Origin of the sequence: Mycobacterium sp. OTB74, from assembly GCF_029892685.1 — a bacterium.
GTDB lineage: Bacteria > Actinomycetota > Actinomycetes > Mycobacteriales > Mycobacteriaceae > Mycobacterium.
Map to the genome: position 1 here is coordinate 26,276 of NZ_JARXVD010000015.1, position 24,151 is coordinate 50,426.

22 protein-coding genes are annotated in these 24,151 nt (G+C 65.6%); 4 read left to right on the forward strand and 18 right to left on the reverse strand.

Annotated features, from left to right (window positions below; genetic code table 11):
• Positions 1-64: 64 nt before the first annotated feature.
• Complete coding sequence (gene htpX, locus M2432_RS19195; RefSeq protein WP_280828421.1) at positions 65-928, reverse strand: zinc metalloprotease HtpX; 864 nt, start codon at positions 926-928, stop codon at positions 65-67.
• A 76-nt stretch (positions 929-1,004) separates the two neighbouring features.
• Entirely contained in the window at positions 1,005-2,012 is a 1,008-nt protein-coding gene (gene grcC1 / locus M2432_RS19200) for a nonaprenyl/(2E,6E)-farnesyl/geranylgeranyl diphosphat synthase (protein ID WP_280828422.1), read from the reverse strand.
• Between the two features lie 21 nt (positions 2,013-2,033).
• On the opposite strand from grcC1, the gene menJ reads away from it, so the two are divergent.
• Complete coding sequence (menJ, locus tag M2432_RS19205) at positions 2,034-3,254, forward strand: menaquinone reductase (RefSeq protein WP_280828423.1); 1,221 nt, start codon at positions 2,034-2,036, stop codon at positions 3,252-3,254.
• Positions 3,255-3,331: 77 nt separating this feature from the next.
• Here the strand turns inward: menJ and M2432_RS19210 are convergent, their stop codons facing one another.
• The 3 genes from M2432_RS19210 to M2432_RS19220 form a co-directional block, all read right to left on the reverse strand.
• Positions 3,332-3,613 (reverse strand): pyrimidine/purine nucleoside phosphorylase, encoded by a 282-nt coding sequence (locus M2432_RS19210; protein WP_348536320.1) that lies wholly within the window; start codon positions 3,611-3,613, stop codon positions 3,332-3,334.
• A 61-nt stretch (positions 3,614-3,674) separates the two neighbouring features.
• On the reverse strand, positions 3,675-4,616 hold the full coding sequence (locus M2432_RS19215) for a GTP-binding protein (RefSeq protein WP_280828425.1): 942 nt from the start codon (positions 4,614-4,616) through the stop codon (positions 3,675-3,677).
• Complete coding sequence (locus tag M2432_RS19220; RefSeq protein WP_280828426.1) at positions 4,613-5,299, reverse strand: demethylmenaquinone methyltransferase; 687 nt, start codon at positions 5,297-5,299, stop codon at positions 4,613-4,615. The genes M2432_RS19215 and M2432_RS19220 overlap by 4 nt, the downstream gene beginning before the upstream one ends.
• An 85-nt stretch (positions 5,300-5,384) precedes the next feature.
• Between M2432_RS19220 and M2432_RS19225 the strand changes: the two genes are divergently transcribed.
• On the forward strand, positions 5,385-6,209 hold the full coding sequence (locus M2432_RS19225; RefSeq protein WP_280828427.1) for an SDR family oxidoreductase: 825 nt from the start codon (positions 5,385-5,387) through the stop codon (positions 6,207-6,209).
• 1,429 nt (positions 6,210-7,638) lie between these two features.
• Here the strand turns inward: M2432_RS19225 and M2432_RS19230 are convergent.
• The 11 genes from M2432_RS19230 to M2432_RS19280 all read right to left on the reverse strand — a co-directional run bounded on the left by M2432_RS19230 (position 7,639) and on the right by M2432_RS19280 (position 19,560).
• Positions 7,639-8,766 (reverse strand): glycosyltransferase family 1 protein, encoded by a 1,128-nt coding sequence (locus M2432_RS19230; protein WP_280828428.1) that lies wholly within the window; start codon positions 8,764-8,766, stop codon positions 7,639-7,641.
• Positions 8,767-8,828: 62 nt separating this feature from the next.
• The gene (locus M2432_RS19235) at positions 8,829-9,275 is read right to left on the reverse strand and encodes a DUF3592 domain-containing protein (RefSeq protein ID WP_280828547.1); all 447 of its coding nucleotides are present in this window, start codon (positions 9,273-9,275) and stop codon (positions 8,829-8,831) included.
• Positions 9,276-9,331: 56 nt separating this feature from the next.
• A complete protein-coding gene (menD, locus tag M2432_RS19240; RefSeq protein WP_280828429.1) occupies positions 9,332-10,978 on the reverse strand; it encodes a 2-succinyl-5-enolpyruvyl-6-hydroxy-3-cyclohexene-1-carboxylic-acid synthase in 1,647 nt (548 codons plus the stop codon).
• 12 nt (positions 10,979-10,990) lie between these two features.
• Positions 10,991-11,776, reverse strand: coding sequence for an alpha/beta hydrolase (locus M2432_RS19245; protein WP_280828430.1), 786 nt, complete (start codon positions 11,774-11,776; stop codon positions 10,991-10,993).
• An 80-nt stretch (positions 11,777-11,856) separates the two neighbouring features.
• The gene (locus M2432_RS19250) at positions 11,857-12,570 is read right to left on the reverse strand and encodes a DJ-1/PfpI family protein (protein WP_280828431.1); all 714 of its coding nucleotides are present in this window, start codon (positions 12,568-12,570) and stop codon (positions 11,857-11,859) included.
• Positions 12,571-12,580: 10 nt separating this feature from the next.
• Positions 12,581-13,549, reverse strand: coding sequence for a GlxA family transcriptional regulator (locus tag M2432_RS19255; RefSeq protein ID WP_280828432.1), 969 nt, complete (start codon positions 13,547-13,549; stop codon positions 12,581-12,583).
• Positions 13,550-13,799: 250 nt separating this feature from the next.
• Positions 13,800-14,942, reverse strand: coding sequence for a glycoside hydrolase family 18 protein (locus M2432_RS19260; protein ID WP_280828433.1), 1,143 nt, complete (start codon positions 14,940-14,942; stop codon positions 13,800-13,802).
• Positions 14,943-15,154: 212 nt separating this feature from the next.
• On the reverse strand, positions 15,155-16,117 hold the full coding sequence (locus M2432_RS19265; protein WP_280828548.1) for an o-succinylbenzoate synthase: 963 nt from the start codon (positions 16,115-16,117) through the stop codon (positions 15,155-15,157).
• The gene (locus M2432_RS19270) at positions 16,101-17,666 is read right to left on the reverse strand and encodes a long-chain-fatty-acid--CoA ligase (RefSeq protein ID WP_280828434.1); all 1,566 of its coding nucleotides are present in this window, start codon (positions 17,664-17,666) and stop codon (positions 16,101-16,103) included. The genes M2432_RS19265 and M2432_RS19270 overlap by 17 nt, the downstream gene beginning before the upstream one ends.
• Before the next feature lie 29 nt (positions 17,667-17,695).
• Complete coding sequence (locus tag M2432_RS19275) at positions 17,696-19,315, reverse strand: amidohydrolase (RefSeq protein WP_280828435.1); 1,620 nt, start codon at positions 19,313-19,315, stop codon at positions 17,696-17,698.
• Between the two features lie 8 nt (positions 19,316-19,323).
• Positions 19,324-19,560 (reverse strand): hypothetical protein, encoded by a 237-nt coding sequence (locus M2432_RS19280; protein ID WP_280828436.1) that lies wholly within the window; start codon positions 19,558-19,560, stop codon positions 19,324-19,326.
• A gap of 159 nt (positions 19,561-19,719) precedes the next feature.
• Here M2432_RS19280 and fadD8 point away from each other — a divergent pair, with 159 nt between their 5' ends.
• On the forward strand, positions 19,720-21,330 hold the full coding sequence (fadD8, locus tag M2432_RS19285) for a fatty-acid--CoA ligase FadD8 (RefSeq protein WP_280828437.1): 1,611 nt from the start codon (positions 19,720-19,722) through the stop codon (positions 21,328-21,330).
• An 87-nt stretch (positions 21,331-21,417) separates the two neighbouring features.
• Here the strand turns inward: fadD8 and M2432_RS19290 are convergent, their stop codons facing one another.
• Positions 21,418-22,089: an FCD domain-containing protein gene (locus M2432_RS19290; RefSeq protein ID WP_280828438.1), complete on the reverse strand. Its 672-nt coding sequence runs from the start codon at positions 22,087-22,089 to the stop codon at positions 21,418-21,420.
• Positions 22,090-22,256: 167 nt separating this feature from the next.
• Between M2432_RS19290 and M2432_RS19295 the strand changes: the two genes are divergently transcribed.
• On the forward strand, positions 22,257-23,399 hold the full coding sequence (locus tag M2432_RS19295) for an MFS transporter (RefSeq protein WP_280828549.1): 1,143 nt from the start codon (positions 22,257-22,259) through the stop codon (positions 23,397-23,399).
• On the opposite strand, the gene M2432_RS19300 is transcribed toward M2432_RS19295, so the two are convergent.
• Complete coding sequence (locus tag M2432_RS19300) at positions 23,396-24,139, reverse strand: hypothetical protein (protein ID WP_280828439.1); 744 nt, start codon at positions 24,137-24,139, stop codon at positions 23,396-23,398. The genes M2432_RS19295 and M2432_RS19300 overlap by 4 nt on opposite strands.
• Positions 24,140-24,151 lie beyond the last annotated feature (12 nt).

Below are 24,151 nucleotides of genomic sequence, written 5' to 3' on the forward strand. Positions count from 1 at the left end.
CGAGATCGGCGAAATGGCCGCTTTTACTCGACCTTTGCGGCCCGTTTGTCCGTTTGGCGGAACACTAACCGCGGGCCATGCGCTCCAGGCGGGCGATGCGGTCCTCGATCGGCGGGTGTGTGGAGAACAACTTGCCGATGCGCTCGCCGGACCGGAACGGGTTGGCGATCATCAGGTGTGCCTGCTCGGCCAGCTGGGGCTCGGGCGGCAGTGGCGCCCGCTGCACCCCCGAACTGATCTTGCCCAGCGCACTGGCCAAAGCCAGCGGATCGCCGGTCAATTCGGCCCCGGACTGGTCGGCCTGGTATTCCCGCGAACGTGACACCGCCAGCCGGATGATCGTCGCAGCAAGCGGTCCGAGAAGCGATATCAACAGCAGCACAAAGGGATTGGCCCGGTCGTCACGGTCGTTGCCGACGAAGCCGATGAAATACGCGACGTTGACCAGCGCAGTGACCACCGACGCCATGGCGCCGGCGACACACGAGATCAAGATGTCGCGGTTGTACACGTGCGAGAGTTCGTGCCCCAGCACCGCACGTAGTTCGCGCTCGGTCAGGATGTCCAGGATTCCGGTAGTGCAGCACACCGCGGCGTTGCGCGGGTTACGACCGGTGGCGAACGCGTTGGGTGCTGCGGTGTCGCTGATGTACAGCCGGGGCATGGGCTGACGAGCAGTGGTGGCCAACTCCCGCACGATCCGGTGCATCGCCGGCGCCTGCATCTCGCTGACCGGTTGGGCGTGCATGGCCCGCAGCGCCATCTTGTCGCTGTTGAAGTAGACGTAGGCATTCATACCGACGGCGAACAGCGCGGACAGGATCATGATGTTCTTGCCGAACAGCGAGCCCAAGAACACGATCAGCGCAGAAAAGCCGACCAGCAGCGCGAACGTCTTCGCAGTGTTCGCATGTGGGTGCCACGTCATCCGCTACCTCCAGGAACGTCAGAAGTCTTCGCCGATTTCAACGTCTGACGGAAGCCATCAGGTTCCAGAACGGCGGTCAGCCGTGCCGGTTGGCGGTGTAGTCGACCAGGTTGGCCAGCGCCAGCCGGCCCGGCAGATCGGGAAGATCTGCCAGCTCAGCGCGGGCTTCGTCGGCGTACCGCTTGACCGTTCGCTTGGCCTCGACCATGCCCTGTGACGCGCGCAGCAGCGTCAGTGCTTCAACCAGGTCGGCATCATTGTCGACCGGTCCGGCCAGCAGCACCCGCAGCCGATCGGTGTCCGGCCCGCTGTCGCGCAAGGCGTACAGCACCGGCAGGGTGTGGACGCCTTCGCGCAGGTCAGTGCCCGGAACCTTGCCCGACTCATCGGGCTCGCTGTCGATGTCGATGATGTCGTCGGAAATCTGGAAAGCGGTGCCGACAATGCCGCCCAGCCGACTGAGCCGTTCGATCTGGTCCTCATCGGCACCGGAGAACGTCGCCCCGAACCGTCCGGACGCCGAGATGAGGCAGGCCGTCTTCTCGTACACCACCTTCAGGTAGTGCTCGACCTCGTCGGCACCCTCTGCAGCACCGCGGGTTTCTCGCATCTGCCCGGTGACCAGCTGAGCAAAGGTCTCGGCGATGATCCGCACCGCATCCGGCCCCAGCCGCGACACCAGTCGAGAAGCAGTCGCGAAGAGGTAGTCACCGGCCAGGATGGCGATGTTGTTGCCCCAGCGCGCGTTGGCGCTGTCGGCGCCGCGCCGCATCTGGGCCTCGTCCATGACGTCGTCGTGGTAGAGCGTCGCCAGGTGCACCAGCTCGATCACCGCACCGGCGATCGATACGGACTCATCGCCAGGGTGCGGGCCCAGCGACGCCGACAGCACCGTGAACAACGGCCGGAAGCGCTTTCCGCCGGCCTGGAACAGATGCTGAACCGCCTCCGACATGAGTTCGTCGGCTTTACCGAGTTCGGTCGCCATCAGTTCTTCGATGCGCGCCACCGAATCACGGACCTCTGCGGCGAAGACGGCATCGCCGAAGTCCACGCCCGCGACCACCGTCGCTGGTGTCTTCATGGGTCCAACATACTGGGCGGCATGGTCGTACACGCGGATGTGGTCGTCGTTGGCGCCGGGCCCGCCGGGTCAGCAGCTGCTGCGTGGGCGGCTCGGGCCGGCCGCGACGTGCTGGTGATCGATTCCGCGCAGTTCCCCCGGGACAAGCCGTGCGGTGACGGGTTAACACCGCGCGCCATCGCTGAACTGCGTCGCTTGGGACTGACCGACTGGCTGGACGGACGAATCTGCCACCACGGCCTGCGGATGGCCGGGTTCGGCGCCGACGTACAGGTGCCCTGGCCGGGGCCGTCGTTCCCGCCGGTCAGCAGCGCAGTACCGCGTACCGAGTTGGACGACCGCATTCGCCAGGTCGCGCACGATGCCGGGGCCCGGATGCTACTGGGCGCCAAAGCTGTTGAGGTACAGCATGATTCGTCCGGTCGAGTACGCACGTTGCAGCTCGACGACGGCCAAGAAGTGGACTTGACCGAATTGATCGTGGCCGACGGTGCCCGCTCGACCCTGGGCCGTGTGCTGGGCCGGGTCTGGCATCAGGAAACGGTCTACGGAGTTGCCATCCGCGCCTATCTGAAGACCCCGCGGGCCGCTGAGCCGTGGATCACCTCGCACCTGGAATTGCGCTCGCCGCAGGGCGAGGTGCTGCCCGGCTACGGCTGGATTTTCCCGCTGGGCAACGGAGAGGTGAACATCGGCGTGGGCGCGCTCGCCACCGAGAAACGTCCCGCCGACGCCGCGCTGCGCCCGCTGCTGAACTACTACACCGATCTGCGCCGCGAGGAATGGGGCTTCGACGGCGCACCGCGGGCGGCACGTTCGGCCCTGCTGCCGATGGGTGGCGCCGTTTCCGGTGTGGCCGGACCCAATTGGATGCTGATCGGCGATGCGGCCGCGTGCGTGAACCCGCTCAACGGCGAGGGCATCGACTACGGGCTGGAGACCGGACGACTGGCTGCCGAACTTGTGGGCTCGGGTGATCTGAGTGCGGTGTGGCCGGCGGTACTTCGAGAGCATTACGCGGCTGGGTTTTCGGTGGCCCGCCGACTGGCCATCCTGTTGACGCTGCCACGGTTCCTGCCCCTGGCCGGCCCCGTGGCGATGCGTTCGCAGTTCCTGATGAATCTCGCGGTGCGCGCGATGGGAAACCTGGTGACCGATGAGGACGACGACTGGGTGGCGCGCGTCTGGCGACGCGCCGGTGCCGGTTCCCGACGACTCGATCAGCGTAAGCCGTTCAGTTGAGCTGGCGCCGAAACGTGAAGCAGATCGCGAGATTTCAGTGATTTCTCGCGATCAACTGCCCACTCAGCGTCGGAAAGTCAGCGGTATTCACACAGGTAAGCCGTCTCGACCTCGGTGCGCACTCCGAACTTGCTGTCGGCAGGGACAGTGAATTGTGTTCCGGCAGCGAAGGTTTCCCACTCGTCACGGCCGGGCAGCTTGACGGTCAGCGCACCGGAGACCACATGCATGATCTCAAGACTGGACGTACCGAACTCGTACTCGCCCACAGCCATGACGCCGACGGTCGCCGGTCCCTCCGGCATCGTGAAAGCGATCGATGCAACGTTGCCGTCGAAATACTCATTGACCTTGAACAACACAACTCCTCGAACTTGAAAACTGGGTCAGGATATCTGGGCCCCAGACCCCTGCAGCCACCTACACCACATATTTGAGTACGCCGAGCATCGCGTCCTCATCGGCCGGCTCACGCGCGCACCGCTCCAACGCAGTCAGCACCTCCGAGTCGTCCATCCCGGTGCCGATACACACCAACTGAGTGCCCGTCCCGCGACGCTTCTGCAGCCGCAGCGAACTGCCTACCAGCTGCAGCAGGTATCGGTGGCCCTCGCCGAAATCAACGAAACCCTTTGCCCGGTAAAGACCCTCGGGTCGCTGACGGATAGCCTCCAGGAACACCCGCGGGTTCAGCGGATTGTCGGAGGTGAATTCGACGGTCTGGAACGCAGCGTGCTCGTGGTCATGATCGTCGTGCAGCAACTCATCGAGCGACATCTGCGCGGCCGGCGTCCGCGGTGCCGGCGGGTCTATCAGCAGCTCAGGGTCGACCCGGGCAAAGTTGATGGGCAGTAACGGAATTCGCGGTGCCAGCCGGCCTATCATCTCCGCCAGCGCATCCGCGTCACGAGCGTCGTCGACTTTGTTGAGCACCACCAGATCGGCCACCCGGACCGCATGTTCCAATTCGTCCGGCGGGTTGGCGGCGTCGACCACCAACACCAGGCCCACGTAGTGAAACCGCTTGTCGCCTGCGGTGATCAGCGTCCGGGCCAAAGCCGACGGTTCCGCGACACCGCTGGCCTCCACCACGATCAGGTCCAACGCCGGACGCACAGTGGCCAGCTTGCCCAGCATCTCGGCGGCTTCATCGTCGTCGACCGCGCAGCAGATGCACCCGTTGGACAGCGATGCCATCGCATCGACCTGCCCCGCAACCAGCATGGCGTCGATGTTCACCGCGCCGAAGTCGTTGACCAGCGCGCCGATCCGCACGCCACGACCATTGCGCAGCAAGTGGTTCAGCAGCGTCGTCTTGCCGGAGCCGAGGAACCCGGCGACAGCCAGGACGGGAACACTCAAGGCTTGACGGCGACGTGCAATGCGACGATCCCGCCGGTCAGGTTGCGCCACCGCACTTGTTCCCAACCGGCCCCGCCGATACGCCGGGCCAGGTCGTCCTGGTCTGGCCAGGCCCTGATCGACTCGGCCAGATAGACGTAGGCCTCAGGGTTCGACGACACCGCGGTGGCCATGGCCGGCAGCGCCCGCATCAGGTACTCCTTGTAGACCGTCGCGAACAGGCCGTTGGTCGGGGTGGAGAACTCACACACCACCAGCCGCCCACCGGGCCGGGTCACCCGGGCCATTTCGCGCAGGCCGGCGCTGAAGTCCACCACGTTGCGCAGCCCGAAGCTGATGGTCACCGCATCGAACACCCCGTCGTCAAAGGGCAGCTTTGTGGCGTCCCCCGCCACCTTCGGCACGTCCCGCGCTGCGCCGGCGGCCAGCATGCCGACGGAGAAGTCGCACGCCACACACCAGGCGCCCGAAGCTGCCAGTTCGACTGTCGACACTGCGGTACCGGCAGCCAGGTCCAGCACCTTGTCGCCGGGGCCTATGTCCAGCGCCGCTCTGGTCTGCCGACGCCAGAACCGGTCCTGTCCCAGTGACAGCACGGTGTTGGTGATGTCGTAGCGGCGGGCCACCCCGTCGAACATCGACGCAACCTCGTGCGGATCCTTCTCCAATGACGCGCGGCTCACCGGGTCGACGCTACCGGTTCGTCTTGCTCCTCACGTGTGCGGCGGCCGCGGGAATGGATGAGCCACCGCGGGAGCTGTAACCGCCATGAGTGAAAAGGTCTGGTTCATCACTGGGGCATCGCGGGGTTTCGGACGGGAATGGACGATCGCAGCGCTGGAGCGCGGCGACAAAGTGGCCGCGACGGCGCGTGAGCTGTCGACGCTGGACGATCTGGCGCAGCGGTACGGTGACGCGCTGTTGCCGATCAAGCTCGATGTCACCGACCGCGACGCCGACTTCGCCGCGGTCAAGACGGCACACGACCATTTCGGCCGGCTCGACGTCGTGGTCAACAACGCCGGCTACGGCCAGTTCGGCTTCATCGAAGAACTGACCGAGAGCGAGGCTCGGGACCAGATCGAGACCAACGTGTTCGGTGCGCTCTGGATCACCCAGGCGGCGCTGCCGTATCTGCGGGCGCAGGGCAGCGGGCACATCATCCAGGTCTCCTCGATCGGCGGCATCAGCGCGTTCCCGGGCCTCGGCGCCTACCACGCGTCCAAGTGGGCGCTGGAAGGTTTCTCTCAGTCCCTGGCCGCCGAGGTCGAGCGGTTCGGCATCCACGTCACACTGATCGAGCCGGGCGGGTTCTCGACTGACTGGGGCGGCGCCTCGGCCAAGCGGACCGCCGAACTGGCGGCCTACGACGGGTTGCGTGCTGACGTGGCTCGCTGGCGGGGCGAGCTCAACGCGGTGCCGGGCGATCCGCACGCGTCCGCAGCCGCAGTACTGCAGATTGTTGACGCCGAAAAGCCGCCACTGCGGGTGTTTTTCGGCAGCGCGCCGCTGGCTCTGGCCAAAGCCGACTACGAAAGCCGGCTGAGCACCTGGGAAGAGTGGCAGCCGGTGTCCGAACTGGCCCAGGGCTGACTCCGCGCGCGATGGTGTGTGTCGACGGGCCTGCTCTCATGGTTGCGATTGAGGCACCGCTCGGACGGGTGGTGCGCGCGGCGAGAGGCGCTGACCCGACGCACTTCGTTGAGGTTAAGGAGTCAACGAAGTGTCAGGCCAGCGGCGATGCCTCTAGGTTCTCCATCTCAGAGCAAGTAGCACCGCGTTTGTGAACAACGTTTCACAGGTGAAAGCTCCGATCTTTGAGACCAAGCTGTCGAATGCGTACACACTGGTCTGTTCCGTCAAGCCACAGCAAGAATCGGGAGGGTAAGGGCAATAGGTGCGCGACTGTGCTCGTAGGGACCGTAACGGGGTTGCCAACCGAGATGGAACGGCCCTGCCAGTGCAGGATGCCCGGATTCTTCCGGAGGTTTACCAACCAACTTGTCTTTGGCCCATAGGTGAGCGGAACGACAAATTCTGACGGTTGTTCGACAGCTCGTACGGGTGTGGTGTACCTGTGGCCAGCGCGGCGGCCGCTCACCTCAATGACCGCGAAGATGCTGTGCGGGCGGCCAGCGCGACCTAGCCGGGTGACCATTTTGTTGGCGAAGCGTTTGTTGCGGTTGCGTTTGGCATCAATCACGGCCTGATCACCCCTGCGCATTCCCGCCGCAATACGCATACGACGAACGAGACCGAATGCAAGCAGGGCGACTGCTATAGCCACTACCCGCTTTCGCGAGGCCGACATGCCCGCCACCTTACGGGTTGCGCAAGCCAGCCCGGAATGTCCGGGTCAGAGCCTTGTGAAACGACCCGAAACTGCTCAGCGAGAAATCTCGGCCGCCAAACAGTCGGCAACGCTTGTCGGCCGGAGACGACAACTCCAACCCCGGTCTGGGATCAAGCGAACGATGAGCCGAGTTGATCGGCGATCCGAGTCAGTGGCGGCAGATCAGCCACTGGTCTCCGCAAGGCGCGCCGAAGCCGGGCCACAAAGACCACGGTCCGCCTTCGTAATCCGGATTCGGCCACAGTGTGGGACTCGGCGGAGGTTGATCCACTACAGACGGCACTGGTGGCGGTGAAGGCTGCGCCGCAGCTACGCCAGCGCCGCTCGTAAGACCTGTGGCGCTCGAAACTGCAACCACCAGAAACACAGCGCGCTTGTGAAATTTCATCGCGCCTCCGCAAGTCCGGCAACGAAATCCTCTGCCAGCCTCCAGGCTATGCCGCGCCCGCCACAGCGATGGCGAAATGTTGCAGTCAATGCAGAGCAATCGCCGGGTGTGTGCTCTGCCACTGGCAGGTGTCTGATGCGCGTGCCGCCTGGCGGTCGAGCCGCCCCGACCGCCACACCTTTCCCGCAGTGGACGCAGAACGGGACGCGCCCCCCCCGGTAATTCGCCGAATGGCCAATTCTCGCAAGGAATTTCGAAGAATGTGGCCTTTCGAGGACCAGTTACGCAGCCAGCGCGCGCCGTTCGCCCAGCACCGCCTCGTAGTGCCCCAGCAGCTCCTCGCAGACCGCGGGCCAGGTGCGGCTCAGCACGCTGCGCCGCGCGGCCACCGAATAACGGGGCCGTTCAGCCAGCAGGTGATCGACCGCCGCGGGCAGCGACGACTCGAATTTCGGCACGGCCAATAGCATCCCGGTGTGCATGGGGGTCACCAGATCACGCGGACCGCCGGCGTCGGGGGCGATCACCGGCACTCCGGAGGCCATGGCTTCCTGCACCGTCTGGCAGAACGTCTCGTGCTCTCCGGCGTGGACGAAGACGTCCATGCTGGCGTATGCCGCAGCCAGCTCCTGGCCGTACAGCGCACCGGTGAAAACTGCTGTGGGCAGCAATGTTTGGAGCTTTGCCCGGTCGATACCGTCGCCGACGATCACGAGCTGAAGGTCATCGCGGGCAGCCAACACCGCCAGCCGCTCGACGTGCTTCTCCGGCGCCAACCGCCCGACGAATCCAACCACCGACTTGCCCTCCGGCGACCAGGACGCGCGCAACGCCGCGCTGCGCGCCGAGGGCACGAATCCGGTCACGTCAACCCCTCGCCCCCAGCGGTGAACCCGCGGAACACGGTGGGCAACAAGGTTTTCCATCGACGACGTAGATGGCGCCAGGGTACGGTCGGCGCGCGAGTGCAGGTGCCGGGTCCAGGCCCAGGCCGTGCTCGACATCGCGCCGACGCCATAGCTCTCGGCGAAACCTGCGATATCGGTCTGGAACACCGCGACCGTCGGCACCTTCAGGTAGCGGGCCGCATGTAGTCCGCCGTAGCCCAGCAGAGCCGGCGAGGCCAGATGCACCACGTCGGGGTCAAAACCCCGCAGTACTCGCACCATTCGAGGCCGCGGCACCCCCAGCGGCAGCGACGTGACCTTGGGGAACATCCGCGACGGCACCCGGTGCACCCGGATCCCGTCGTGCAAGCGGTCGGCGGGCTCCTGGCCGCGCGGAGTATCCGGTGCAATCACCAGGGCTTCATGGCCGGTGCGGCGCAGATGCTCAAGCACCCGCAGCACCGAGTTGGTGACGCCGTTGACATTTGGCAGGAAGGACTCGGCCACAATTGCAACGCGCACACCAGCAGCGTGTCATCGTCGCCTGACAGCAAGGTTGCCGACAGGCGGACGGGAGGCAACCGCTAGCGTTCCAGCCGACGCTCCGCCAATGCCAGTGCGACCAGCATCACAGCGGCCACCAGCCAGCCGACCACTGCAATCGACCCCGCCGGGATGATCGCCAGTGAGGCATTGCGGTTCTGGACCCTGACCAGGTCGGGGTTGTCCCGGTCGTATTCGACGTAGATGCGCATGCCGGTTTCCAGCTCCGACGGGTACAGCACCCCGAGCTCGGGTCGGTAGGTCACCCGATTGGGCGTCACGAACTCGATGGTGGAGCGACGCGGACCGGCGGACAGCACCTCGGCAGCGGCGACGCCCTTGTTGTGCTCGATCTGCTGATCATTGCGCCAGGCGCCGAGCACCAGCAGCACCGACTGCAACGTCACCAGGCAGGCCAGCAGCACCACGCCCACGCGCATCCTGCGGATGACGCGCTGCGAACGGGTTTCGTTGCCCTCGCCGAACATGTGCGGAATCAGGCTGTCCCGCAAGGCATTTGCCCAACTGATCAGTCCCGACGGGATCACGAAGTGACCTTGATGGCGGCCCGGATCGACGCGTGCAGGGCGCGCAACGTCGAACGGTCGGCCTTGACCTCCAGCACCCGCATGCCTTCGAACGGCTCAAGTAGCGCGGTGGCCAGCTCAGCGGCCTCCACCTGCCGGCATTCGACGTGGTAGGCCCGGCACAGCGCCGCAACGTCGACGTCGTGCGGGGTGCCGAAAATGCGTGACGATACGTCTGAAAACCGCGGATCGCCCTGCTCCAGCAATTCGAAGATCCCGCCGCCGTTGTCGTTCGACACGACGATGGTCAAGGCCTTCGGCGTCGGCTCAGTAGGACCGATCAGCAACCCCGAGCTGTCATGCACGAACGTCAGGTCACCGATCAGCGCGACGGTTCGGCCGGCCCCGGCACGTTCGTGCGCCAGCGCCGCCCCGATTGCAGTGGACACCGTGCCGTCGATGCCGGCCACTCCGCGGTTTGACCGCACAGCTATGCCATGCGAGTTCAGGCCGACCAGCGCGGCGTCGCGGACCGGGTTGGACGCACCGAGGACCAGCTGATCGCCCGGCTGCAGGCCGTCGGCGACCGCGGCGGCCACGTGCAGCCCCGTTGTCAGTGGGTGTGCCCGGAGCTGGTCACGCACCGCGTTCTCAGCGCGGGCGTTGGCCTCCGCGCAGCGGCTCAGCCAGGCCGGATCAGGCGTGCCGCTGGTGACGGCCCGGGTGCCGGTGGCCTGCGAGTTGCCGGACACGTCGGGCCACCGCGGGCCGGTGGTCAGCGCGTAGACGGGCACCGCAGGGTTGGCCAGCAGAGCTGACACCGGACGGTGCAGGGTGGGCCGGCCCAGCATGATCACCTGCTCGGGCTCGACGAGCGCCAACGCAAGCGGGTGCAGCGGGTTGTCGGCCGCGGGTGCGGTGGCTTCGGCGACCGTCGGCAGGTGCGTCAGGTTGGGATGGACCCCCGCGCCATGCCCTGCGATGACGACGGTGTCGGGCGTCAGGTCGATCTCCAGCGGCTGATCGAACGTCACCGGCGGGGTGTAGGTCCAGGGCTTACCGTCCGGGCGGCCCGCGGGGGCATACGGAGCATCGGGGCCGGCATCGGGCACCAATGGCTCCCGCAATGGGATGTCGAACTGCACCGGGCCGGCGTTGGCTGTACGAGAACCCTTGGCGGCCACCAGAACCCGACATGTTGCCGACCGCCATTGGGCGTTGCACGCGGCCAGATCGACATTCGCCTCGGCCAAGCCCAGGCTGATGGTGGCCCGCACCTGATTGCCGAAGTAGCCCAGTTGCTCCATGGTCTGGTTGGCACCGGTGCCGAGCAGTTCATACGGCCGGTTGGCACTCAGCACGATCAACGGCACCCGCGCGTAGTTGGCCTCGATGACGGCCGGGCCCAGATTGGCCACCGCGGTGCCCGAGGTCATGGCGATGCACACCGGAGCGCCCGCCGACACTGCCAGACCGATCGCGAGGTAACCGGCGGTCCGTTCGTCGATCCGGACGTGCAGGCGCAGCTGCCCGGCACGGTCGGCATCGGCCAGGGCAAAGGCCAGCGGCGCGTTACGCGAACCGGGGCATAGCACCACGTCCCGCACGCCACCGCGAATGAGCTCGTCCACGACGACGCGTGCCTGAACGGTCGACGGGTTCATATCCACAGCGTGTCACACCGGGTTGGCCGCGAAGAACTCCAGTGCTGCGGCGTTCACCTGGTCTGCGCGTTCGACGAATCCGAGGTGCCCGGCGTCGACGATCTCCAGGTAGCTGCCATTGGGGAAGGCGTCAGCCACCTCGCGGGACAGGTGCGGGGGCAACACGGTGTCGTCGGCGAACCCGATCGCCAGCACCGGCGTTGCGACCTGCAGATAGGCCGGCAACCGGTTGGTGGCCGGTGCGACGTCCAACTGCGCCCGCGAACCGGGTGTGCCCTTGGTCGGCCACATGGAGAAGATTTCGATCCAGTCCTTGACTGCCTGGTCGTCGTTGAGGGTCTTCGGCGAAAAGTTCTCGATCAGACGGTTTCGCACGTCCACAGCAACGGGCAGCTGAACACCGGAGTCCAGCAGCTGACGCTCGGCGTCGCGGAAGAATCGGCGGGTGCGGTCCTCACGGCCGCGGGTGGCCATCAGAACCGCTGCGGACACCAACTCGGGCCGGGCTACCATGAGTTCCTGGGCGATGAACGACCCCATCGACACCGAGACAATGCGCACTGGACCGCCGCCGACCTTTTCGATCAGCGCCGCGGTGTCGGCCACCATCTGCTCGAGGGCGAACCCACTGGCGTTCTCGGTTTCGCCGACGCCCCGGTTGTCGAAGGTGATGCAGCGGTAGCCCGCCCGCTGAAACGCCGGTACCTGGTGCAGGTGCCAGGTGCGTCCCGCACCGCCCCTACCAGCGATGAACAGCACGGGCTGGCCGGTACCACGTTCGTCGAATGCCAAATTCACCCGGCCGAGGTTACTGGACCCGTGATTTGGGCGCGTTTGATCAGGCTCAGCAAGACGCAGCGCGCTGAGATTGCGGGGACTCAGCGGCGGGAACGGACCTTGTTGAGGGCCTGGTCCCACAGCAGCAACGCGCTGGCCTTGAGTTGGGCGGGTTTGAGCAGCTCGCGCGACATCAGCGCGGTCGCGCCAGCTTTGGTCGAGGCGGAGGCCTTCGACATGTGTCCGGAGTCGAACGGCGGCTGCGGGTCGTACTCCATGGACAGCTGGATGGCCTTGGCCCGTTCCTCGCCGCCGATCTGCCCGGCCAGCCACAGGCCGAGGTCTATCCCGGCCGAGACACCTGCGCAGGTGACGACGTGATCGCCGGACTGCACGATTCGCTCATCGCCGACCGCCTCGACGCCGAACGCTTTCAGCACCGGCACCGCGGCCCAGTGGGACGTGGCCCGCTTACCGTCGAGCAGCCCGGCGGCGGCGAGAATCAGCGAGCCCGAACACACCGACGCCGTCCAGGTACTGCTCTGGTGGGCACGACGCACCCAGTCGAGCACCTTCTGATCCCGGGCGTGCTCCATGGTGCTGAACCCGCCCGGGATCAGGATGATGTCCGGCGTCGGGGTCTCGTCGAACGAATGGGTGGCGCCGACGAGCAACACGGCGGAGTCGGCCGGGATCGGGCCGGGCTCGTGCCAGACGAACCGGACCTCGGCGTCGGGCAGATAGCGAAGCGACTCATAGGGGCCGATGAAATCCAGGGCGGTGAATCCCGGGTACAACACGATGGCGATCTGCATGAATTCTCCTCTAAGCGAACGTTTTACGGTACTGATCCGGCGAAACTCCAACTCGCCGAACGAAACTGCGACGCAGGGTCTCGGCGCTGCCAAATCCGCAGCGGGCCGCGATGGCAGTGACGGGATCGTCGGTCTCGGTCAGTTGGCGACGCGCCGCGTCGGTGCGGATCCGCTCGACGTAAACCCCAGGCGGCTCACCGACTTCGGCCTTGAAGGTGCGGGTGAAGTGCCGCGCGCTCATCGCGGCTCGCTGGGCTAGTTCCGGAATGCTGTGTGTACCACCGGGTTCTGCCTCGATGAGTTCCTGCACATCACGAATCGGCTCACGTTTGGCGCGGGGCATCCACACCGGAGGCGCGAACTGCGTCTGGCCGCCGGTCCGACGTAGATACAGCACCAGCCAACGGGCCACCTCTTGCGCGATGTCGGTGCCATAGTCTTCTTCGACCAGGGCCAACGCCAGGTCGATGCCCGCCGTCACTCCCGCCGCGGTCCACACCTTTTCAGAACTTCGGATGAAGATCGGATCGGGATCGACTGTGATACTTGAGAATTCGCTGGCCAGCCTCGCGGCCTCAGACCAATGCGTAGTGGCCTGGCAGCCGTCGAGCAGGCCGGCCTGCGCGGCCAGGAACGCGCCGGTGCAGACGCTGACGACCCGACGCGCGTTCGCTGCGGCGGATCGGATCCAGTCGATGACGGCGGGGTTGGCTCGGGCCAGGTCGGCACCCATACCGCCCGGCAGCACGATGGTGTCGATCGCCTGGCCGGGGTCAGGCGGCGGCTTGGCCACGAACTCCAACCCGGTCATGGTCGCGACCGGACCGCCGTCGATCGAGGTCAGGATCGGCGCGTAGCCCTCGTCGCCGTGCCCTTTGGCAGCCAGGTGCAGCGTGGCGCCGGTGAACACGTCAAATGGGCCGACCACGTCGAGGGCTTGCACCCCCGGATAGCCGAGCAGCACCACCGATCGCTTCACGGTTTCATCGTGGTCCGCCGACGGGATGGCGTCTAGGCCATGTACCCCTCAGATTAGGACAGGTATCAGACGCCGGGACGCCGCTGCGGGCCATGAACCAGTACACGTACCGCGCTGAGTGGTCACCGGAACGCAGAGCATATCTCGCCGGCTGCCTGGAATTCCCCCGACTCTAGATCCTTTGTAGCACAACGATTTTTGCAAACCAGTGCCATAATTCGACCAGCGGGTAGCGGCAACCGGGGGCGGGTCATTCGAGAGTGTCGTGCAAGGCGGTTGACATGTATTCCGCGAGTCGGAATTGGTCGGTTTTGTCGGCTCCTAGCTCCCACAACATTAGGCCGCCGAGGTGGTAGCCGCGGCGTATCTCTCCGACCGAGTCGGTCACATACGCCGCCTTGGCAAACACGTCGCCAGCCATGTTCGGCGATATCCAGACCCGCTCGCTCGCGGAATACATCGATGACGAACAGGAGAGGTCGTCGAACAGGGGCGGGCCAACGTAGTTGTCCATCACGTCCTGGTAAGTGAGGATCCCTGGCGTGTAGGTGCCGGGCCCGGGTCCGCTATAGGACTGGTACAGGCCACTGTTCGTCGCATCCACGCCGGCATATGAATGCGCGTAGGCCGGTATCCCAATCACCAGTTTCCGCGGTTGCACGCCTGCGCCGATGAGTCCCGTTATCGACTGGTCGATGTTGTGGTCCGGGCGCGGCGCGTGGGGCGAGCCAAACAGCGGCGCATTGAAATTCGTCACGTCACCTTGCGGGTTGGTACGAGGTTCGTGAAAGTTGTATGCCATTACGTTGAACCAGTCGACGCTCTCCTGCACCGCGGATACATCGACTGAGCCCGCCGTCTTCGTCGCGCGGATCGCCATCGTCGAGAAAAATTGCCGGTTCTGCTGGCAACCGGCAGCATTCAACTGTGTGCGCAGGTCGTGCATCAGCAGGGTGACGTTCGCCTCGTCCTGAGGGCCGGGAAATTCCCAGTCCACGTCGATGCCGTCGAACAGCGGCGGATCGCGCAGGATGAACTGCTCCAGACAGGATTTGACGAATGCTTCGCGTAGGCGGGGATCGGCTGCGATCGCGGAGAAGACGGTTTGGTTACCGGTCTTCTGCTGCGAATTGTTCGATCCGCCGACGCTAATCATGAGATGCAGGTTGGGATACGTCTGCTTCAGAGCAGCGAGCTTAGGGAAGTTCGCGGTTTCGTCTTTCGGTTCAGGTGTCGTTACCTCCCACACGGCGCCATTCCAGGCAAAGCCACCGAAGCAATAGATCAGATGCGTCAGTTGATCGCCGGGTGCGTTGGCAATGTCGTATCGGCGTTCCTTGTTGGTCGCGTAGCCCGGAAGGTATCCGGCCACGACGTAGCTCTGGCCAGTCATCGTCCCTCCATCCCCGTGACCACGATTCGAAACGCAGTCGGTGTCCACATCGAACGCGGTTCGTCCGCAGTCCGGAATTGGTTATCCGCCAGCGCATTCCAGAGTCATGCACCATGAGGCCCTATTGCATGTCGATTGGGTGATTCGAGCAATAGTGCGGTCCGCTGAACGGACCAGAGCACCACTGCCGTTGGCGCCGATGCTCGGCGGCATCAAATCAGCGGGTAGCACTCCCGGATCCGGTTGATCCACCAGTCCCGACGCTCGGCCTGCGCCGCCAGGGACGCCAGCCGCGCCGGGTCCGGCGTCACGGCAGCGACCGGCAAGAAGCCATCGGACAGGGCCAGCGCTTCCACTACGTCCTCGACGAACAACCCACCGGTACCCAAACCGCAGGCATGCTCCAGCGAGGGCAGGCAGCCTGCCGCCAGCAGTCCGCGCGACATGCCGACCGCCGAATCCAGCGCGCTGGACACCACGACCGGGATGTCGATCTGTTCTGCGATCTCCAGCAGCCGGCTGACCCCGCCGAGCGGCGCGACCTTGACCACCGCGACATCGGCTGCGCGCTCACGCACCACTCGCAACGGGTCCGAGGCCTTGCGGATCGACTCGTCAGCGGCCACCGGAACGTCGACCAGAGCACGCAATTCGGCCAACTCGGCCACGGTGGCGCACGGCTGCTCAAGGTACTCCAACGGCCCCGACGCGGTCAGCGCCTGCGCCGCAGCCACCGCCTCGGGCACCGTCCACCCTCCGTTGGCATCGACCCGAACCACTGGCACCGCCTTGCGCACCGCCTCGACGCGCGCGACGTCGTCCGCCAGCGTCTGCCCCCGCTCGGCGACCTTCACCTTCGCCGTTCGTGCGCCCGGGAACCGGGCCAGCACCTCGGGCACTCGGGCAGCCGCGACAGCGGGGACCGTGGCATTGATCGGAACCTGCTCACGTACCGGCGTGGGCGCGGGCTCGTATGCCGCCTCGATTCCGGCCGCCAGCCAGTGCGCCGCTTCGGCCGGGCCGTACTCCAGGAAAGCCCCGAACTCGCCCCAGGCGCAAGGCCCGTCGATCAGCGCGACTTCACGCACATCGATACCGCGGAAGCGCACCCGCATGGGCAACGCCACGACGTGCAGGCGCTCCAGCAGGTCCGCGAGGTCACACGGTGGAGCGATCTCGACCCTCCCAGTACGGCTTTCGCAAATCCTTCTTCATGATCTTGCCCGTCGGGTTACGGGGCAGCGCGTCCACGATGTCGACGGTCTTGGGGCACTTGTACCCGGCCAGATGTTCCCGCGCGTAGGCTATCAATTCCGAATCGGACACCGGAAACTCAGTGGCTACAACGGCTTTCACCGATTCGCCCCACTTCTGGTCAGGCACGCCGATCACCGCGACCTCGGTCACTGCGGGATGCTCGGCCAGCACCCGCTCGACCTCCAGCGAATAGATGTTCTCGCCGCCGGAGATGATCATGTCCTTGAGCCGGTCCTCGACGAACACATAGCCGCCCTCGTCCACGCGGCCGATATCGCCGGTGCGGAACCAACCGTCAGCTGTGACCGCTTCTGCGGTGGCGTCCGGCCGGTTGTGATAACCCTTCATCAATTGCGGTGTGCGGAACCACAATTCGCCTTGTTCGCCGGGCGGCACGTCCTCGCAGGTGTCGGGGTCGACGACGCGTAACTCGGCCTCCGGGATCAGCGACCCAGCGCTGAGCAGACGCTCCTCACTGGCGGTGCGGTGGTCGTCCGGATCGAGCCGCGTCACCACGCCGCACAGCTCGGTCAGGCCGTACACTTGCATGAAATCGGTGTTGGGCCAAGCCTCCAGCGCGGATCGCAGCAGAGGCAACGGCATTGGCGCCGCGCCATACGCATAGGTCTTGAGCCCACCGAACAACTTCACCGCGTCAGGCCCGGAGTCGAGCACCTTGGCCAGCACCGCGGGCACCAGGAAGGTGCGGTTGGCCCCGGCCAGGATGCCGCCGGCCAGCGTCATCCCGTCTACGTCGCGGGTCATGTAGCTGGCGAGCCCATGGTGAATACCGACCTGAACATACGAGGTGCCCCCGACGTGGAAAAGCGGCATGGCCACCAGGACCTTGTCACCTTCGTCGAAAGTCCAACCGTGATAGGCATTTATGGTGTGGGCGATCATGTTCGACTGGGTCAGCGCCACCCCCTTGGGCCGGCCGGTGGTGCCCGACGAATACATGATCACGCAGACATCGTCAGGCTGAACCTCCGGAGCCCGATCGACCGGCTGCGCACCCGCCAGCAGCGCCTCGTATTCGTCGCCCTCACCGCCGTCCGGGGTGACCGTGACAATGTGTTCGACGGTGTTCAGCTTGTCGGTGATGGCGTCGATCGCCGGTCGCAGCTCGGTTCCGACGATGAGAACCTTTGCGCCACAGTCATTGATGACGAAGTCCAGCTCGTCTGCAGCCAACCGGAAATTGATGACGGAGTTGGCTGCACCCAACAGCGATACCGCAAGCGTCAGCTCGACACCGGCCGGATGGTTCTTGTCCAGAAAAGCCACGACGTCACCGCGCCGAACTCCCCATGCGCTCAGCGCCCCGGCCAGCCGCCGAATCCGGTCGTACCACTGCGACCAGGTCCAGGTGCGATCCAGATAGGTGATGGCCTCGGCGTCCGGGGTGGCCGCCGACCAGTGGGCGACCCGCTCGGCCAGAAACTTCGGCTCGGGTAATTCAGTCATCCGCTGAGCCTGCCATGCCAGCCGAGCCGTCATTCAGGTTTGCCATAAACTTGCTGTCCTGCAAGGTATGTCGCGACCACGTCCAGCTCAGCGATCCGCTGGGCCGGCACGGTACGCGGATCAGCCGACAGCACCACCAGGTCAGCGTACTTGCCGACCTGCAGTGACCCGGCGATATCGTCGGCGAACAGCTGCCAGGCAGCGTCGATGGTCTGGGCCCGAATCGCCCGCTCCACGGTTAGCCGCTGGTCGGGAGCCAGCACTCGCCCACTGGGCGCCGTCCGGGTGACGGCGACGCTGATGTTGCGCAGCGGCTCCTCCGGGGTCACCGGCGGATCGTTGTGCAGCGAGATCCGCATGCCGGTGGCCACGGCCGAGCCCGCCGGCATCCATTGCTCACCGCGCTCTCCGAACAATCCGTCGACGATGACGTCACCCCAGTAGTGGATGTGGTCGACAAAGAAGCTGCAGGTCACCCCGAGGTCATGCGCTCGCTGTAGCTGCTCGGCGGTGATCGCGCCGACATGTTCCAGCCGCAGCCTATGGTCTTGGCGTGGATGTTGTTGCAGCACTTGCTCATACACATCCAGGATGGTGTCGACGCCGGCGTCGCCGTGGACGTGGCAGGCCATCTGCCAGCCCTGGGGGAAGTACGTCCCGACGATCTCCGTCAACTGCTCGCGGGTGTAGTTCGCGTGACCACAGGAGCCCGGGACCACTCCGATGGAACGGGTGGCGTCGGTATCCAGGTATGGGAACGTCAGGTCGATGTTGCCGATCCACGGCGACCCGTCGACCCAGACCTTGATGCCGGCCTGACGCAGCACGTCATCACCGTTGTCCGGGGACGCATCGGTATGCAGATGTTCGTTGGACATCTCGTAGGTGCGCAGCCGGACCGTGAGAGAGTCGCGGAACTGGTCCAACAGCGGGCGGAACATCGGATCGAACGCCATCTCCGAGCACATGGTCAGCCCGGCCCGGTTCAGCCGCGCGCATTCAGCGGCGAGCAACTGCGGGTACTCGGCCGGGTCGATGACCTCGGCCAGCAGCGGGAACACCGCCGCCGACTCTTCGGCGGTGCCGTCCAGGTTGCCCTGAGCGTCGCGGCCGTACTTGGCGCCCTTGGGGTCCGGGGTGTCGCGATTCAACCCGACCTCGCCGGCCGCCACCGAGTTGAAGAACGCCTTGTGCCCCGAGTTGTGCAGGATCACCAGTGGAGAATCGGGTGCCTGAGCGTCCAGCCATGACAGCGTCGGTTCGGGCAGGCCGGTTTGCAGCAGCCCGTCCCAGCCCATGAAGTAGGCACCGTCCTGACCGCCGCGCTCGATTCCGGCGCTGATGGCAGCGAGGACGTCGGCCGCGGCCGTCATGGTGACTGGTCGGATATCGCCGATCCGTCCGGACAGGATCACCGCTTCCATCAGCGGATGGCCATGAGCCTCCACCAATCCCGGCATCACACAGCCGGCGCCGAGGTGGACGGTGCGGGTGTCCGGACCGATGCACGGCTCGATCTCGGCGGGCTCGCCCACGGCAACGATGCGTCCGCCTGCCACCGCCAGCGCTCCTGCCGTGGGCCGACTGTCATCGACGGTCAGCACGGTGCCGAAAAAGACAAGGTCCGCAACCACACCGGCACTGGACATTTCGGCTCCTATCGAGGTCCCCAGCGGCCCCGGCCCGGCCTCCGTGCGTTCCACTCGTCGATTGTCGACGGCAACCAACCCTTGTGCGGGCCGATCTGCGCATCGGGCGGTGGCAACTGGACCCGCGACAGCGAATGCACGCCTTTCAAACCGAGGTGCCGCGCCACCTCGGCGCGGCCCAGAAACCGGGGAATGTCCCTCGCCTGGCCCTCGGTGGTAGACGCTGCAGAACACTGGTCACTCATTGTGCTGACTCCTTGGCACTGCGCTCGGACGACCTGACAGGGATATGCGGCCCGACGAGCGGCGAACGCTAATGGATAACAAAAGCGTCCGACACACAGGATCAAACAATTTTGGGGAGCCGGGCGACACAGACTAGAACACGTTCTAGTCTTTAGGTCATGACTGACGAGCTGCTGCGCCATCCCCTGCATTCCGGGCACTTCACAGTGGGCGCGCTCCAGCGCAACAAAGACAAGCCGGTGCTGTTCCTGGGTGATACCACGCTGACCGGTGGCCAGCTCGCCGATCGCATCAGCCAGTACATTCAGGCCTTCGAGGCGCTGGGCGCAGGGAGCGGGAGCGCCACCGGGCTGCTGTCACTCAACCGCCCCGAGGTGCTGATGATCATCGGCGCGGGACAGACCCAGGGCTTCCGGCGCACTGCACTACACCCTCTCGGCTCACTCGACGATCACGCGTACGTTCTGACCGATGCCGGAGTTACCTCGCTGATCATCGACCCGACACCCGCATTCGTCGAGCGGGCCCTGGGGCTGCTGGACAAAGTGCCGTCGCTGCAGCAGGTGCTGACCATCGGACCGGTCCCTGAGGCCCTGGCCGGCCTGGGCGACAAAGCCAAGGACCTGGCCGCCGAGGCCGCCAAGTTCGAGCCGAAGCGATTGAAGGCTGCAGACCTGGCCCCTGACCACATCGGTGGCCTGACCTACACCGGCGGCACCACCGGCAAGCCCAAGGGCGTCATCGGCACCACGCAGTCGATCACCACCATGACCACCATTCAGCTGGCCGAATGGGAATGGCCGGAGAACCCGCGCTTTTTGATGTGCACACCGCTGTCGCATGCCGGGGCGGCGTTCTTCGTGCCGACCATCGTCAAGGGCGGCGAGCTGATCGTGCTGACCAAATTCGACCCGGCCGAGGTACTGCGGGTGATCGAGGAGCAGAAGATCACCGCCACCATGCTGGTGCCGTCCATGATCTACGCGCTGATGGACCACCCGGATTCGCACACGCGCGACCTCTCATCGCTGGAGACCGTGTACTACGGCGCCTCGGCGATGAACCCGGTGCGCCTGGCCGAGGCCATCCGCCGGTTCGGCCCGATCTTCGCCCAGTACTACGGCCAGTCCGAAGCCCCGATGGTGATCACCTACCTGGGCAAGAACGAGCACGACGAGAAGCGCCTGACATCCTGCGGTCGACCCACACTGTTCTGCAGGACGGCACTGCTCGATTCCGACGGCAACCAGGTGCCTCAGGGTGAGGTCGGCGAGATCTGTGTGTCCGGCCCGCTGCTGTCCGGCGGCTACTGGAACCTGCCGGAGGCCACCGCGGACACCTTCAAAGACGGCTGGATGCACACCGGCGACCTGGCCCGTGAAGACGAGGACGGGTTCTGGTACATCGTCGACCGGACCAAGGACATGATCGTCACCGGCGGCTTCAACGTGTTCCCGCGTGAGGTGGAAGACGTTGTGGCCGAACATCCTTCGATCGCGCAGGTATGCGTGGTGGGCACCCCGGACGAGAAGTGGGGCGAAGCGGTGACCGCGGTCGTGGTGCTGCGCCCGGACGCCGACAGCTCCGAAGATGCCGTCGCCACCATGACCGCCGAGATTCAGGCTGCCGTCAAGGAGCGCAAGGGTTCGGTGCAGTCGCCCAAGCAGGTCGTCGTGGTCGAGTCGGTGCCCGTGACGGCGCTGGGCAAGCCAGACAAGAAGGCTGTGCGGGCACAGTTCTGGGCCGGCGCGGAGCGTGCCGTCGGCTAGTTCTTGCGCGAGAACGACGAAATGCCTGCTTCCGGATGCTCCGGGGCAGCCATTTCGTCGATTTGGGCGGGGGATTAAGGCGGTCGACTACTCAGACAATCGAGCCAACAGTCGGTCGAACAACTCTGCGGCCGCCTGGGCCGCCTGCTCGGCGTCTCCCGCCTCGATATGTTCGAGTAGCCGGTGGTGGTCCTCAAACTCGGTCTCGACCGGAGTCTCGTTCATCACGGCCACGCTGGCGGTGATGACCTCGATGAGCCCGAGGTACAGCTCGATCAACATGGCATTGCGCGACACGCGCATCACCGCGCAATGGAATTCGGTGTCGGCTTGCACGAATTCGTCGTGATGGCCGGCCCGTTGCTGGTCGTCACGGCCGCGCAACAGCTCACGCAGTCCGGCGATGTCGTCGGCGGTGCGGTGAGTGGCGGCCAGCCGCGCACCCTCGACCTCCAAGCCCCGGCGTACCTGCAGCACATCACGCAGTTCGGTGTTGCACATCCGCCGCAGCGCGCCGGACACCTCGCTGGTGGCCCGCACATAGGTGCCATCACCCTGACGCACCTCGAACAGGCCGGCGTGTGCCAGGGCACGGACGGCTTCGCGCACCGTGTTGCGCCCCACGCCAAGGACGTCGACGAGGTCGCTCTCATTCGGAATGCGGTGCCCGACCGGCCACTCACCACTGGTCACCGAACTGCGGAGCTGTTCGATGACCTGCTCGACCAGGCCCGTGCGGCGCGTTGTGCTCAGCGGCACACGAATATCCTTTCATCCAATCATAGGATGTATGGCACCATATCACCGTGAGCGCCGATACGAAGGAACCAAACCCGACCCACTATGAGGACGGGTTGGCCCTCGAGCTCGATGGCGCCATCGAGGTCCCCACCGCGTCGACCCCGACCCGCGTCGCCGGCGGCGTCATGCTGGCCGCGGCCGTCGTCCTCATTGCGCTGAACCTGCGACCAGCCGTCACCAGCGTCGCTCCACTGCTCGGCGAAATGCGCGCCGCACTCGGGGTGTCCTCGGTCTGGGCCGGTGTGCTCACCACGCTGCCTGTGTTGTGTTTCTCCGGTGCCGGGTTCGCCGCTCCGCTGCTGGCCAAGCGCCTCGGTCTCGGCCGCACGGTGTCACTTGCCATGGTGGCGCTCGCCGCCGGACTGGCAGTGCGCCCACACGGCGGCGGATACCTGATGCTCGGTGCAACGCTGGTCGCCTGCTCGGGTATCGCGTTGGCGAACGTGCTGATCCCGGTGGTGATCAAGAGTTCATTCCCGGCCCGGGTCGGCCTGATGACCGGCATCTACACCAGCGCCCTGCAGGCCGGCGGCGCGCTGGGCGCAGCGATCACCCCGGCCGTCGAGCAGCCACTGGGCGGCTGGCGACCGGCGTTGGCCGAGTGGGCGGTGCTGGCCGCACTGGCCCTGCTGCTGTGGATTCCCGCGGCCCGTCGGCACCGCTCTGATTGGGCCACCACCAACGGCAACACCACTGGCCGGCGCTCGCTGCTGCGCAACCGCCTGGCCTGGACGGTCACCCTGTACATGGGCAGCCAGTCGCTGCTGGCGTACATCATGATGGGTTGGCTGCCACAGATTTTCATCGACAGCGGCATGGACAAGACCACAGCTGGGGTGATGTCCGGAGTGATGTCGCTGATCGGTGTGCCTGTCGCACTGATCATTTCGCCGCTGGCCGCACGCAGCTCCAGCCAGAGTTGGTGGAACGCCGGCATGGGCGTGCTGGGCATCGGCGGCACCATCGGACTGATGGTCGCCCCGACGGTGGCCCCGGTGCTGTGGAGTTCGCTGATCGGCATCGGCATGAGTGCGTTCTCACTGGCACTGACGGTCATTGCGCTACGTGCTCGCAGTGCCCAGGACACCGCCCAATTATCCGGAATGGCACAGGGATTCGGCTATCTGCTGGCCAGCACCGGACCGTTCCTGTTCGGCCTGTTGCACGACCTGTACGGCGGCTGGAACGTGCCGTACGTGTTGTTCTTTGCGGTGTATGCAGTGCAGTTGACGGCCGGCTGGGCCGCCGGCCGCAACCGGTACGTCTAGTACTGCGGCGGGTAGCCCGGGTATCCGCCGGGGCCAGCAGGACCAACCGGACCGGGATAGCCTCCCGGACCGACCATGCCAACCGGGGGCGGCTTGTACTCGCACCACTCTTTGGTCTGCTTCAGCAGCGCGAGAACCATTGTGGCTCCGGCAAACAGGATGGGGCCCAGGGTCCGCACCGCAGACATCCCCATCATAGTTCCCATCGCGCTCGAGTACTCGCTACCGAGTTTGGCGTGCAAGGCACCAGTCATGGCGAGCACTGCGAGGAAGCTGATGACGCAGATCACGATCACTGCCGCACACCCGACGATGACCGTCATCCGGCCGGCCAACGACCGTCGAAGCAGCAAGACGCCGCCGGCCAGAAGCACGACCGCCACAACGGTATCCCCCACTGCGACAACGGTCGTGACACCTATCCACCCCGACAGCGGAGAATCACCACCGTCGTAGCGTTGTTGGGACAATGAAGTCAGCTCGCTGACCGCATACCACGCCACGCACGCACCGACGAAGGTCGACAGGGCGCCGAGGATGCTCAGCACCGCCGCGGTGATCGCAGTGCCACCCGGCGGCGAGAAAACCGGCGCTCCATACCCAGGCTGAAAACCGTACGGCTGCTGCGGGTAGGGCACGTTCGGCGGCATGCCCCCGTAGGGATTGCCGCCGTAGGGATAACCCGGGCCCGGCGGGTACTGGTTGGCCATCGAAACCCCCTCGTCAAGCTGGGCGGACATTACATCGCGGCA

Excerpts from the sequence above, each read along its gene's own strand:
- M2432_RS19280 (WP_280828436.1), bottom strand. The coding sequence starts at position 19,560 with ATGAGTGACCAGTGTTCTGCAGCGTCTACCACCGAGGGCCAGGCGAGG.
- M2432_RS19260 (WP_280828433.1), bottom strand. The coding sequence starts at position 14,942 with ATGACTGGCCAGAGCTACGTCGTGGCCGGATACCTTCCGGGCTACGCG.
- htpX (WP_280828421.1), bottom strand. The coding sequence starts at position 928 with ATGACGTGGCACCCACATGCGAACACTGCGAAGACGTTCGCGCTGCTG.
- M2432_RS19275 (WP_280828435.1), bottom strand. The coding sequence starts at position 19,315 with ATGTCCAGTGCCGGTGTGGTTGCGGACCTTGTCTTTTTCGGCACCGTG.
- grcC1 (WP_280828422.1), bottom strand. The coding sequence starts at position 2,012 with ATGAAGACACCAGCGACGGTGGTCGCGGGCGTGGACTTCGGCGATGCC.
- M2432_RS19250 (WP_280828431.1), bottom strand. The coding sequence starts at position 12,570 with ATGCAGATCGCCATCGTGTTGTACCCGGGATTCACCGCCCTGGATTTC.
- fadD8 (WP_280828437.1), top strand. The coding sequence starts at position 19,720 with ATGACTGACGAGCTGCTGCGCCATCCCCTGCATTCCGGGCACTTCACA.
- M2432_RS19235 (WP_280828547.1), bottom strand. The coding sequence starts at position 9,275 with ATGTTCGGCGAGGGCAACGAAACCCGTTCGCAGCGCGTCATCCGCAGG.
- M2432_RS19300 (WP_280828439.1), bottom strand. The coding sequence starts at position 24,139 with ATGTCCGCCCAGCTTGACGAGGGGGTTTCGATGGCCAACCAGTACCCG.
- M2432_RS19295 (WP_280828549.1), top strand. The coding sequence starts at position 22,257 with ATGCTGGCCGCGGCCGTCGTCCTCATTGCGCTGAACCTGCGACCAGCC.
- M2432_RS19270 (WP_280828434.1), bottom strand. The coding sequence starts at position 17,666 with ATGACTGAATTACCCGAGCCGAAGTTTCTGGCCGAGCGGGTCGCCCAC.
- menD (WP_280828429.1), bottom strand. The coding sequence starts at position 10,978 with ATGAACCCGTCGACCGTTCAGGCACGCGTCGTCGTGGACGAGCTCATT.
- menJ (WP_280828423.1), top strand. The coding sequence starts at position 2,034 with ATGGTCGTACACGCGGATGTGGTCGTCGTTGGCGCCGGGCCCGCCGGG.
- M2432_RS19225 (WP_280828427.1), top strand. The coding sequence starts at position 5,385 with ATGAGTGAAAAGGTCTGGTTCATCACTGGGGCATCGCGGGGTTTCGGA.